The following is a 12,178-nucleotide window of genomic DNA, read 5'->3' as shown; positions in this document are numbered from 1 at the left end:
TAATAAAATTATATAATGAAAACCTTATACATGCTATAAAGTTTTCGTTATATATTTATCTTTTTATATTAAGAAGTACCAATATAGTAAAGTAGACTAATTAACATAAAATAATTTATTTTTGTGATACAATATTATAGGATATAAAATATTTTAATTTACAAGAGGAGATAGACTATGGATAGTTATAAATTTGTTTTTAGGGGTAAAACCTATGAACTTTCCAAAGATAATTGCAGTTACTTGATAAATGATGAAGAAAATGAAGTAAAGGGTATAGAAATTTCTGATGTTTTAGAGCTGTTAAATCAATATGAGGGAGCTAATTTTGATTTAGAATATTATAATCAGCCCTGTGAAAAGTGTTTTTATGGAAAGGAAGAAAAGTTAAAGCATTTTAATTTTTTAGAGTATCATTTTTATGTGTTTACTAAGGAAGATAAATATATAATTAGTAACATATCTAAGGAATATGAGAATACAAGCTTTACAAGACTATTAAACCTAGGAAAAGTGGATAATAGCTATATTGTAATTATAATGGTATGTGAAAATTGTGGAGCTTACTCCATAGAAATAGAACAATGCGATATGTGATTTCAGTTTAGATTTTAATTATATAAGTTTTACTTAAGAGGAATGGAGAAGTGCTTATGTCAGATAAGAATATTGAAATGATGAAAAAAATTATTGAAGAAAAAAGATTAAAGGGTTCAAACAAACCTTCTAATCAAAGGGCAGAAAAATGTACTGGAGTATATAGAAAAGCAAGTAGAAGTAGTAAAAAAACTGGGGGATTGTTTGATAAGTAATTAGAACCTTTAGATAAACAGAGTTCTTGCCTTTAGAGAGAGTTTTTACTCCCGCTAAAGTTAGAAGTCCTTATCCAAAGATGTAGCCCATCTTTATTCCAACTTTGAAGAAGACGGGAATATTAGAAGGGGGAGGCATTGGATAAAGTCTGTAAATTCTAAAACATAATAGCTTTCTATTATGAAGTGATCCAAAGGTTCAGGTGGAGCTTACTTATAAAAAGTACTTTCTCTATCTGAACCTTTGAAAAACTTATCCAGACACTTACATTGCTTATGCCAAAGGTTTATAGAAGATGGGGGATTAGCAATGGTAGTCATGGGATAAAACTATTTATTTGCTACATAGATTTAAGAATTCTTCTATGTCTCCTTTAATTATTTCTAAAGAGCCTCTCCAAAATTCTATATCATGAATATCTATGTTCATTACTTTTGTTACCTCTGATGCATTATTTTTACCTGTCAAGGCTAATAATTTATCATATTCTTTAACAAACTCTTCTCCTTTTTTTAGATATTCAGCGTAAAGTCCCTTTGCAAATAATAAGCCGAAGGCATAAGGGAAGTTATAGAAACTATATCCTGCTGAATAATAGTGAGGTTTACAAATCCACATATATGGATGTAATAAGTTCTCATCTAAACCATCTCCATAGGCTTCTTTTTGAGCAGAAAGCATTATTTCTTTAAGTTCATCAGGGTTTAAAGCTGCTTCATCTCTCATATCAAACAATTTCTTTTCAAATAAGAATCTACTATAAATATCTACAATAACCTGTGTTGAATCCTGAAGTTCACTTTCTAATATGGTAAGGGCCTCTTCCTTTGAAGATTTTTTTAGTGCCGCTTTCTTCACTATGGTCTCACAGAAGGTAGAAGCTGTTTCAGCTATAGGCATTGGGTAATCAGAATTTAATATAGATTCACCTAATAGACAATCTCCATGGTATCCATGACCAAGTTCGTGAGCTAGGGTGATTACATCGCTAAGGTTTCCACCAAAGTTTAGCATTATTCTGCTTTGGCCTAAGGTATGCAGACCAGCACAGAAAGCACCAGCTACTTTTCCTTCTCTTGGAAGCACATCTATCCAATTACCCTCAAAGGCTTTTACTGCAAAGTCCCCTAATTTATCACTGAAGCTTCTAAAGTTTTCTTCAACAAATTTCTTTGCACCATCATAACTATAAGATTTGTTGATTTCTCCCATTGGGGCAAATAATTCATAGAAAGGAAGACCTTTCTCATAGCCTAGGATTTCAGCTTTTTTCTTTAAATATGATCTAAAATGAGGCATATATTCTTTCATGGCATTGAGCATGGCATCTAAAGCTTCCATATCCATTCTTGATTTAGCTAAGGATTCGTGAAGAGGGGATTCATAGCCTCTTAATCTTGAAGTAGTTATAACTTCACCTTTTATGCCATTAAGTGCAGCAGCTACAGGATCTTCTATTTTCTTATAGCTTTCAAGTTCAGCGTAATAAGCTGTTTTTCTGACTTCCTTATCTTTATGATGGGCTAAATTTCTAACCTCCGTAAGAGGCAATAACTTCTTTTCACCATTAAGTTCTATATCAACCATTAGTTTTGAAATTAAAGATTCCTTTAAAGTACCCCAAGCAGAGGAACCTGTAGTTTGCATTTTAGCAATTATAGATTCTTCTTTGTCACTTAAAACATGTTTACTATTTTCTTTAATTTCCTTAAGCATAAACTCATGCTCTTTAAGAAGAGCACTAGAGTCTATTATTTCTTCTAAGTTATCTATAGATCCTATAAACTTTTTATATTTTGCATTACTTTCTGCTAATTCAGCTAAAGTTTTTTCAATAACTTCTTGATTTTTTAAGGCTTCAGTATTTTTAGTATCCACTGAAATTGTTAGACTACAAAAGGAATCTAGGTTGATGATTAGATTTGAAAGGTTTATATTATCATTTATATACTTTTCAAGCACTACCTTAGTGTTTTTGCATTTTATGTCTTCATTAACTTCTGAGTTTATTCTAGAAATAAGTTCCTGTAATTCTTTTAAATCCTTTTTAAATTCAGGACTATCAAAGGAAGGGTAAAGCTCCTTTAAGCTCCATTTTAAATCCATAATATTACCTCCTATTAATTACTTATAGAAATATTATATATCATTTATTGATAATACTTCCATATAAAATTGTATTATTGTGTTAGAATAATAGAACAAACCTGATAAGTTTTATTATTGTTACAAAAATGTAAGATTTACAGTATTATTTGTAATGAAGATAAATTGAGAATCTATTTATATATTTATAAAATTAAACTAAGGAATGGATTATGAAAGTTCTCTATTTAAAATTTAAAAAGTAATTCAATAAGGAGAGGGGTTTATATGAAGAAAAAGAGAAGTTTTATCATACTATTGTTTTTGTTTGTTTTAGTTTTAACTGCTTCTACAACAAAATATTATGATAATAAATATAATATAGACAGCAATATAATAGAAAATTTAAAGTTAGAAAAACAGAACTATGTGACTATAGACAGAATGCCTAAGGACTTAAAAAGAGCTGTTATATTAATGGAGGATAAGAGATTTTATAAACACGGAGGTTATGATGTAAAGGCAATAACTAGGGCTTTAATTGCAGATATTAAAGCCAGGAAGATAGTGCAGGGAGGAAGTACTATAACCCAACAGCTGGCTAAAAATTTATTTTTATCAGAGGATCAAAGTTTAAAAAGAAAAATTGATGAGTTATTTTTATCAATTAAGTTAGAAAAAGTATATTCTAAAGAGGAAATTTTAGAGATGTATCTTAATATAATATATTATGGAGATGGAGCTTATGGGGTTCAAGAGGCTAGCAATAAATTTTTCAACAAAAATATTTGGGAGCTTTCAATAGAAGAATGTGCAATGCTAGCAGGGATACCTCAAGCACCAAGTCTATATAACCCTAAGGATAACTTAGAAAAAGCTAAGAGTAGACAAAGGTTTGTATTGAAACTTTTAGATAAAAATAAGGATATGGTTATATCAAGAGTTGTAAACATGAACTTTGTAGAGGCTTAGGATATTTTTATAGATGTTATAAAATAATCATTATTCTGCGTAGTGTACTTAACTTTATAAATTATTAGCATAGTTATTAAATTGTGTGTTAATATAGTATTGTATTGGAAATAAACAGGGTTCTTACCTTTAGAGGGAGCTTTTACTCACTCTAAAACTTAGAAATCCTTATCCAGATACGTAGCCCTATTTATTACCACTTGAAGAAGATGGGAGCATTAGAGTGGATAGTCATTGGATAAACAGTAGTGCGTTAGGGTATACAAGGAAGTGAGGTTTTTATGAAAAAGAGTTCTAAAATATTTATTGCCACAATGATAGCCATAATTTCATCATTATTTATATTTAAACCTGCCTTTGCTAATAGGTTAAATAAGAATAGTGGACAAGCAATTCCTATATTGATGTACCATTCTATTACAGAAAATGACAAAGGATTATTTAAGGTTAATAAAAATGATTTTTATGAACAAATGAAATATTTAAAAGATAATGGTTTTAACACATTATCTATGGATGAAGTTTATGATCATTTACAAAATCATAAGCCTTTTCCAGATAGATCTATAGCAATTACTTTTGACGATGGTTACAAGGATAATTATGAAAATGCTTATCCTATATTAAAAGACTTAGGTTTTAAGGCTACTATTTTTGTGGTTACAGATAATTTAAATACTGGATCTTATTACTTAAGCTCTGATGAACTTATAGAAATGGATGCTGATAATATTGATATCCAAAGTCATACTACTAATCATCCGAAATTAGACAAGCTTACAGATAGAGAGAGAGTTGAAGCTTTAAGAGACTCTAAAGAGTATATTGAGAAACTATTAAATAAAAATGTAAAATATATGGCATATCCTTATGGAAGATATAATGAAAAAGTAATAAAAGATACTATTAATACAGGATATAAGATGGCGTTGACCACTAAGCAGGGTTGGTCTAGTGGTGATGATTTGCATAGATTAAAAAGAGTTATTACTATAGGACATATGAGGATTAATCATTTTAAAAGAATGGTTAATAAATAATTAAAGAAGCAGTTTCATTTTTGTGAAACTGCTTCTTTTTCTTTAAATAATTTTAATTTAAAAGATTCTTTTCAATAATTTTTTTAACTTTATCAGGTAGAACATCTAAATCTTCCTTTGAAAGATTTTTTGTTTCTATCATAGGATGTATAAATATCTCCACATCAGCAGGTTTAATTCTATTTCCGTTTTCCTCCATAAGCTTATAGGAGCCTTTTATTGTAACTGGAACAATAGGTACCTTAGCTTTGGTAGCTAGTTTAAAGCTTCCTGCTTTGAATTCTCCTATTTTATTCCCTCTGCTTCTTGTGCCCTCAGGAAATATTACTAAAGAATGTCCATTTTTAAGAATTTTTATTCCCTCTATAATGGCTTCAGCAGATTTTTTTAAACTGCTTCTATCCATAAAAATACAATTCATATATTCCATCCAGTTTCTAAGTAAAGGTATTTTTTTCATTTCAATTTTTGCTACATACCCTTTAGGTTTATCTATGTAACTCATAAATAGTGCAATATCAAAATTCCCTTGATGGTTACTAATAAATAGTACAGGAATATCCTTTGGAATATTTTCTTCTCCATGAACCTTAACCTTTGCACCGCTCATTTTAACATGGGACATTGCCCATTTTGATGTAGTTTTGTGGATATATTCATCTCTTTCAGTTGTTTTTCCTTGCTTTTCTAAAGATTTAACCTTATACATAGCTGGAATTTTACTGATTAAACTTGTTGCAAAGTGAGTATACCAAGCTATTGTTCTGAACATAATAAACCTCCATATATACTTTAGTATATTTTGATTATAGTACAAAGCTATGTTTTGTTAAAGTATTATAAGCTAATCAAGTGAAACTTGTCCTAAGACAGTATTCATATTGATGAAAATATCCTTTTAGTTTAAAATCAGAAAAGCTTAAAAACTAATTTTAATAGAAGCTATCCTTAACTCTAATTTAAAAAAAACATTGGAGTTAAGGATAGTCATAGGGTAATAGATTTTATTTTTCACTTATATTAGGTATAGAAGAAATATTTTTTTTAGAAGTATCTATTTTAATAAAAGAAAACAAAATAGTTACTAAATAAACTAATATGTTGGCATATAAATATCTAAAATCTTGAGCTGGGGTAGCTATAAATATGGTTGCTGCATTTAGTAGTACTGGCAAAATTACAAGAATGGTTTTTGAACCATTTCGTAATATGGCTACAAAAGCAAATAATATCATAAAAAACATTTGAAAAGCTGGTTTCCAAAAGAAGTATGTCAAATCAGATTTTTGAGTTAAATTTAAAAACTTATTTCCAATTTTAGTTAGGGTATTACTTAAAATAGTCTGTTTTAAACCTAGAGAGTTTTCTGAAATCTCTCTACTACCCCAATTCACATATCCTTTAACTGACCAACCTATGGCAGTTTGAGAACCATAAGCTTTAAGAGCAATTTTAGGATTTTGAATGCAGGCACCAGCCCATAGCTTAAGAAATCCCATTTTATCTTCCATTAGCTTATCAACATTAAAATCTTTATGGAATTTTATATAGTCCACATTTCCAGGCATATAGTTTTCCGCCCATGAATTTAGAGGCATTATTTCCTCTGCCTTTTTTAATTGATCTTCTGTTAAGTAACCATTATTTTTTATAACTGCCGCAATTTGTTGTGTAGGTATTCCAAAAGCCTCACTAGAAGAGGCAGGCTCTATACCAATTATTTTATAAATAGGTCCTTTTATTAAAAGAAAAATGGCTAAAACAGAAATAAAGGTTATTACATAAGGCTTTGATTTTTTTATATTTAATATTATTAATATAGTTAAAGTTACAAATAGGGGCAATAAACCATTATGCCTAAATAAAACAACTCCAAGAGAACAAAGTATAAAATAAATAAGATTTTTTTTAGTATTTATCCATTCATTATTAGTAATAACAATGTTTATAATAAGCATTGTAAATAAAAGTATAAAGCCAGTATAGATTATATCCTTCCATAATGTTACAAACATTATGCCATTAACGGGATTCAGAGCCATGGCTAAAGTAACTAAATACAAAATCTTTTTATCTACACCAAGTTTTTCAAAACTATACATGCAATATCCAATAATTGTAGACATAATAAATACCTGTACTATAACAACCGCAGCAGGAGAATACCATATTCTCGTAATCAAATAAGTGAATAAGGTATGTACTACAGGGTTAGAATCATAATAAACACCCTTTGATATTTGAGTCCATTGATTCATTGAGTCTGCTGTCATAACCCCTGGATAAAATGAAAGTAAGTAAAAAATGCCTAATATAATAAAAGGAATAGCATAGATAAGTATTCTTTTTTTAGGTATCACTTCATGTTTCACTGGAATTTGAACCTGCAAAAGTGCTATAAAAAATATTAAAAAAGAAGTATATAATAATAAAAACATAAATAGTTTTATTGAATAATTAATAATAGTTGGATAAGGTAATAAGTAATTTACATAGGATATAAATACAAGCTTATATCCTAAGCATGATATAAAAGAAAAAATAGGTACTAACATTTTATTTTTTTTGCTTAAGCTATTAAATTTATTAGGTAATTCATCTATTATTTTATTGAAGAATATGGTCAATGGAACAATAAAAAACATAGGTATAAGTACCCGATTATTATTATTTGGATTAATGTATAAAGATAGTGTAAAACTATAAATAATACCTAAAAGTATACTTAATAAAGAATTATTAAATTTGGTATTCATTGATATATCACCTCGTAAAATTTTAATGAAAAATAACACTAAATATTAAAAAATAACATATTAAGTTATTATAAAAAGTATTATTATGGAAAAAGTGGTACATTTTAATATAACCCTTTTACATAATAACATATATTATTAAAAAAAAGTATAATTTTTAGAATTTAAAAGATTATTTTCAAAAAAAAACAAAAATACAATATTTTATAAATCTGTTAACTTATTTGTTATAACTATATGATATAATTTATATGCACATAATCATTTCAAAAAAATTACTAGTTGATAAAGACAATTTTTAAAAATAATAAGAACAAAGGAGTAAATTTTAAATGAAGGTATTGATCATTATTCCTGCCTTTAATGAAGAAAAGAATTTGGAGAAATTAGTATATGATATAAAAAAACATTGTAATTTCTGTGATATTTTAATTGTAAATGACTGTTCTAAAGATAATACGAGATTTATTAGCTTTGAGCCACCAGTTTACAAAATAGATTTAAGTTCTAATTTAGGAATTGGAGGGGCAGTTCAGACAGGATATAAATTTGCTTATTATAATAACTATGATATTGCAATACAAGTTGATGGAGATGGTCAGCATAATCCCTCATATATAGAAGCTCTTATCGAAGAGATTAATAAAGGAGCAAATCTTTGTTTGGGATCTAGATTTATAGACAAAGCAGGTTTTCAATCAACTTTTGCAAGAAGAATGGGGATAACCTATTTTTCTAAACTTATACATTTAGTTTCTAAAAAAAAGATAACAGACCCTACCTCTGGCTTTAGAGCCTGTGATAGAGCTGTTATTAAAATGTTTGCAACTAGGTATCCTACAGATTATCCAGAGCCAGAAACCTTGGTACAACTTGCCAAAAAGAAATTAAAAATTAAAGAAATACCTGTTATTATGAATGAGAGGCAAAGTGGAGTATCTTCAATAAATTTTATTAAATCCATATATTACATGATAAAAGTTTCCATGGCGATATGCTTTACCTCAATTTCAAGTAAATAATGTAATCTATAATTAACATTTTGGAGGATATTTTTTATGAATTTTCAGCTACAAATTATTCTTTTAGTTGTATCTATAAGTTTTTTTATATTTATTTCTAAAATGATAATGAGTTATAAACTACAGCTAAGATATAGTATTGTTTGGGTATTAGCAAGTTTAACATTTATATTATTTTCTATATTTCCTAAGATTTTAACTAATATATCTAAGCTCTTACATATTGAAGAGCCAGTTAATACAATTTTTCTTTTAGTTATATTTTTCTTATTAGTAATCAATTTTACTTTAACATTAACTATTTCAAAAAAATCTAGTACTATAAAGGACTTAGTTCAAGAAGTTGGAATTTTGAAACTTAAGTTTGAAGAGTTATCTAAAGAAAAATTAAAGGATTCTTAAGGCAAAGTGAAATTTGCTAATAAAAGAGTATTAGCTTTTATAGGTATTTCGTAAGATTGATTAAAGATGCAGTGATTTTATATCCAGTGACGTAGCCACTCTTTATTCCTACTTTGAAGAAGATGGGAGTATTAGAGAGGTGAGTCATCGGATAAAATCTACTGTTCTTTTTTTATGAAGTGATTCTTAGGTTCAGGTAAAATACCATTATCAATGGTAGGGATGGGATAAGTTTATTAAGTTTTAAATATATAAATAATAGAAATACAATTAATAATAAGTTTTTTGACAATAGAGAAAACTATTGATAAAATTAATAATTACGGAGTTTAGTGAAAGAGGTATAAATATGGAGATTAATTTTGAAGGTCTTAATATAAGACAAGAAATGATAAATGGACTAAGCAATTTAGGTATTAAAAAACCTACTGAAATTCAAGAAAAGATAATTCCTTTAGCTTTAGAGGGAAAGAATTTAATAGGGCAATCTGAAACAGGTACAGGAAAAACTTTAGCCTATCTTTTGCCTATAATAGAAAAAATAGATATAAATAAAAAAGAGATGCAGTGTATAATAATAGCTCCAACCCATGAGCTTTCAATGCAAATACATAATACTATTGGAGATTTAAGAAATAATTCTGGTATAGAGGTTACATCTACACCTTTAATAGGAAGTGCTAATATTACAAGACAGATAGACAAATTAAAGACTAAGCCTCATATTTTGGTAGGCTCATCTGGAAGGATATTAGATTTAATAAGGAAAAAGAAAATATCTGCTCACACTATAAAGCACATTGTTATTGATGAAGTAGATAAACTTTTAGATAAAAATAACCTTCCTTATATAAAGGATATAATAAAAAGCACTCCAAAAGATACTAGAGTTATGATGTTTTCAGCAACATTAACAGGTAAAACTTTAGATGTAGCTAAAACTTTAGTGGAAGAGTTAACTATAGTAAGAGTTAAAAATAAAAATGCTGTTAATGAAGATATAATTCACAGCTATGTAATTACTGAAAATAGAAAGAAAATAGAAACCTTAAGAAAGCTTGTACATGCATTAAATCCTAAAAGAGCCATTGTTTTTATTAATAATAGCTATGATGTAGATATTACCCTTGAAAAACTTAGGTTTCATAATATAAAGGTGGATGCAATTCATGGCAGTAATGAAAAGGAAGATAGAAAAAGAGCTTTACAAAATTTTAGAAAAGGTAGCATACAAGTATTAGTTGCTTCTGATATTGCGGCTAGAGGATTAGATATTAAGGGTATAACTCATGTTATAAATTTAGATATGCCTAAAGATCCAAAAGATTATCTTCATAGAACTGGAAGAGTGGGAAGAGCAGGAGAAACAGGAGAAGTATTTTCATTGGTAGATACTAAAGAAGAAAATCTTATAAAGAAATATGAAGAAAGCTTCAATATATCTATTACTGAAAAATATATTTATAAAGGTAAAGTTGAAAAGGGAGAAGAGTAAATAGTATTAAGGAGAATGTTTAGGGATGAATATTCAAATTTTCGGTATTAAAAAATGCTTTGATACTAAAAAGGCTGAGAGGTATTTTAAAGAGAGAAAGATTAAATATCAATTTATTGATTTGAATGAAAAGTCATTAAGTAAAGGCGAACTACAAAGCGTAAAAGCAGCTGTAGGTTTAGGGAATTTAATAAATAAAGAAAGTAAGGAATATGAAAGATTAAATCTTCAACATATTAGAAGTGACAGCACAAGGGAGGAGCTTCTTTTAAATAATCCAAAGTTATATAGGACTCCTATAGTGCGTAATGGTAAACAGGCTACAGTAGGATATGAGCCAGAACTTTGGAAGACATGGGAATGATGCAAAATTTTAGTGAGAAATATTATATAAGTAAATGAGGCTAGGCTATATATAGTAATCATAGAGTTATATAAACAGAGTTCTTACCTTTAGAAGGAGTTTTTACTCCGTCTAAAGCTTAGAAATCGTTATCCAGGGACGTAACCGCTCTTTACTCCCACTTTGAAGAAGATGGGAGTATTAGAGCGGTAGTCATCGGATAAACAGAGTTCTTACCTTTAGAAGGAGTTTTTACTCCGTCTAAAGCTTAGAAATCGTTATCCAGGGACGTAGCCGCTCTTTATTCCCACTTTGAAGAAGGTGGTAGTATTAGAGCGGTAGTCATGGGATAAAAATACAAAGTATAATTAATGTAACTTACTCTATTAAATTACGTATATAGTTTGAATAAACAAAGGAAAATCTATGGAGGAATCGAATGAATAGTTATGTTTTTTATGCAATAAATAATTTAGCAAATCATAATAAGGTATTAGATAAAATAATGATAGGATTTTCTAAGTATGGACCTTATGTATCTATGGCATTTTTGCTAGCTATATTCGTAATAGGAATATATAAAAAGAAAAGATTTCCCGTTCAATGTGCCACTGAAACTCTAATAATAACTGTACTTAGTATGATATTAAGCTTTATTTTAGGTAAAGTATTTTATGTGGACAGGCCTTTTGTTAATAATAAGGTAAATTTACTAATAGACCATAAGAGCAACGCATCCTTCCCTAGTAACCATGCTATGGGGACTATGAGTATTTCGGTAGGATTATTTTCCTATGATAATCTTATAGGTATATTTTTAACAGCTTTATCTATAATGGTTGGTATAGCTAGAATTTATGTGGGAAATCATTATCCTTTAGATGTTATTGGTGGATATATATTAGTGTTTATTATAAACTTTGTGTATAGAAGGTACTTAAGAAAGTTTATAATTGCGGACTAACAATTTAAAATATACTTACATATTAAAATAGATCTCACTATTTATTAATGAGATCTATTTTAATTTTAAAGGGGAATATTATTTTAATTAAAATATTTATTTTTATTGGTTTAATTAAGAATAAAAGTCTTTTAAGTGGCTAATAAACAGAATTCTTGGCTTCAGAGGGAGTTTTGACTACCTCTGAACCTAGAAATCCTTATCAAGGGATGTACTCTCTCCTTACTCCAACTTTTAAGAAGTTATGAGTATTAGAACGGGGAGTCATCGGATAAATTTATTAGAG

General features: G+C 28.3%; 12 protein-coding genes. 9 read left to right on the top strand and 3 right to left on the bottom strand.

Translation table 11 applies throughout. The features are described from left to right. The first annotated feature begins 177 nt into the window (after positions 1 to 177). Together KQI89_RS06800 and KQI89_RS06795 are read left to right on the top strand one after the other, a co-directional pair. Positions 178 to 597, top strand: coding sequence for a DUF3785 family protein (locus KQI89_RS06800; protein WP_032122322.1), 420 nt, complete (start codon positions 178 to 180; stop codon positions 595 to 597). A 56-nt stretch (positions 598 to 653) separates the two neighbouring features. Then, positions 654 to 812 carry a hypothetical protein gene (locus KQI89_RS06795; protein WP_096877968.1) on the top strand — a complete coding sequence of 53 codons (159 nt, stop codon included), beginning with the start codon at positions 654 to 656 and terminating at the stop codon, positions 810 to 812. A 334-nt stretch (positions 813 to 1,146) separates the two neighbouring features. Here the strand turns inward: KQI89_RS06795 and KQI89_RS06790 are convergent, their stop codons facing one another. After that, complete coding sequence (locus KQI89_RS06790) at positions 1,147 to 2,919, bottom strand: M3 family oligoendopeptidase (RefSeq protein ID WP_216456433.1); 1,773 nt, start codon at positions 2,917 to 2,919, stop codon at positions 1,147 to 1,149. Positions 2,920 to 3,186: 267 nt separating this feature from the next. On the opposite strand from KQI89_RS06790, the gene KQI89_RS06785 reads away from it, so the two are divergent. Further along, positions 3,187 to 3,870, top strand: a complete 684-nt coding sequence (locus KQI89_RS06785) for a transglycosylase domain-containing protein (protein WP_042439466.1) — start codon at positions 3,187 to 3,189, stop codon at positions 3,868 to 3,870. Positions 3,871 to 4,151: 281 nt separating this feature from the next. Further along, complete coding sequence (locus KQI89_RS06780) at positions 4,152 to 4,910, top strand: polysaccharide deacetylase family protein (protein WP_216456432.1); 759 nt, start codon at positions 4,152 to 4,154, stop codon at positions 4,908 to 4,910. A 52-nt stretch (positions 4,911 to 4,962) separates the two neighbouring features. On the opposite strand, the gene KQI89_RS06775 is transcribed toward KQI89_RS06780, so the two are convergent. Beyond that, positions 4,963 to 5,682, bottom strand: coding sequence for a lysophospholipid acyltransferase family protein (locus tag KQI89_RS06775; protein ID WP_216456431.1), 720 nt, complete (start codon positions 5,680 to 5,682; stop codon positions 4,963 to 4,965). Positions 5,683 to 5,914: 232 nt separating this feature from the next. Then, positions 5,915 to 7,666, bottom strand: a complete 1,752-nt coding sequence (locus tag KQI89_RS06770) for a DUF6020 family protein (RefSeq protein WP_216456430.1) — start codon at positions 7,664 to 7,666, stop codon at positions 5,915 to 5,917. A gap of 332 nt (positions 7,667 to 7,998) precedes the next feature. On the opposite strand from KQI89_RS06770, the gene KQI89_RS06765 reads away from it, so the two are divergent. The 5 genes from KQI89_RS06765 (at position 7,999) to KQI89_RS06745 (ending at position 11,892) form a co-directional block, all read left to right on the top strand. After that, on the top strand, positions 7,999 to 8,688 hold the full coding sequence (locus tag KQI89_RS06765) for a glycosyltransferase family 2 protein (protein WP_032122317.1): 690 nt from the start codon (positions 7,999 to 8,001) through the stop codon (positions 8,686 to 8,688). 36 nt (positions 8,689 to 8,724) lie between these two features. Beyond that, complete coding sequence (locus KQI89_RS06760) at positions 8,725 to 9,090, top strand: DUF2304 domain-containing protein (RefSeq protein WP_216456429.1); 366 nt, start codon at positions 8,725 to 8,727, stop codon at positions 9,088 to 9,090. Between the two features lie 349 nt (positions 9,091 to 9,439). Then, positions 9,440 to 10,585 (top strand): DEAD/DEAH box helicase, encoded by a 1,146-nt coding sequence (locus KQI89_RS06755; RefSeq protein WP_216456428.1) that lies wholly within the window; start codon positions 9,440 to 9,442, stop codon positions 10,583 to 10,585. Positions 10,586 to 10,610: 25 nt separating this feature from the next. After that, positions 10,611 to 10,949, top strand: a complete 339-nt coding sequence (locus KQI89_RS06750; RefSeq protein ID WP_032122314.1) for an arsenate reductase family protein — start codon at positions 10,611 to 10,613, stop codon at positions 10,947 to 10,949. Between the two features lie 418 nt (positions 10,950 to 11,367). Beyond that, positions 11,368 to 11,892: a phosphatase PAP2 family protein gene (locus tag KQI89_RS06745; RefSeq protein ID WP_216456427.1), complete on the top strand. Its 525-nt coding sequence runs from the start codon at positions 11,368 to 11,370 to the stop codon at positions 11,890 to 11,892. Positions 11,893 to 12,178 lie beyond the last annotated feature (286 nt).

The sequence above is a fragment of the Clostridium simiarum genome, from assembly GCF_018919175.1.
GTDB lineage: Bacteria > Bacillota > Clostridia > Clostridiales > Clostridiaceae > Clostridium_L > Clostridium_L simiarum.
The sequence above is the reverse complement of the archived record's forward strand: the minus strand, read 5'-3'. Positions and strand labels throughout refer to the sequence as shown.

Coding starts and splice junctions, on each gene's coding strand:
- KQI89_RS06800 (WP_032122322.1), top strand. CDS start 178: ATGGATAGTTATAAATTTGTTTTTAGGGGTAAAACCTATGAACTTTCC.
- KQI89_RS06795 (WP_096877968.1), top strand. CDS start 654: ATGTCAGATAAGAATATTGAAATGATGAAAAAAATTATTGAAGAAAAA.
- KQI89_RS06790 (WP_216456433.1), bottom strand. CDS start 2,919: ATGGATTTAAAATGGAGCTTAAAGGAGCTTTACCCTTCCTTTGATAGT.
- KQI89_RS06785 (WP_042439466.1), top strand. CDS start 3,187: ATGAAGAAAAAGAGAAGTTTTATCATACTATTGTTTTTGTTTGTTTTA.
- KQI89_RS06780 (WP_216456432.1), top strand. CDS start 4,152: ATGAAAAAGAGTTCTAAAATATTTATTGCCACAATGATAGCCATAATT.
- KQI89_RS06775 (WP_216456431.1), bottom strand. CDS start 5,682: ATGTTCAGAACAATAGCTTGGTATACTCACTTTGCAACAAGTTTAATC.
- KQI89_RS06770 (WP_216456430.1), bottom strand. CDS start 7,666: ATGAATACCAAATTTAATAATTCTTTATTAAGTATACTTTTAGGTATT.
- KQI89_RS06765 (WP_032122317.1), top strand. CDS start 7,999: ATGAAGGTATTGATCATTATTCCTGCCTTTAATGAAGAAAAGAATTTG.
- KQI89_RS06760 (WP_216456429.1), top strand. CDS start 8,725: ATGAATTTTCAGCTACAAATTATTCTTTTAGTTGTATCTATAAGTTTT.
- KQI89_RS06755 (WP_216456428.1), top strand. CDS start 9,440: ATGGAGATTAATTTTGAAGGTCTTAATATAAGACAAGAAATGATAAAT.
- KQI89_RS06750 (WP_032122314.1), top strand. CDS start 10,611: ATGAATATTCAAATTTTCGGTATTAAAAAATGCTTTGATACTAAAAAG.
- KQI89_RS06745 (WP_216456427.1), top strand. CDS start 11,368: ATGAATAGTTATGTTTTTTATGCAATAAATAATTTAGCAAATCATAAT.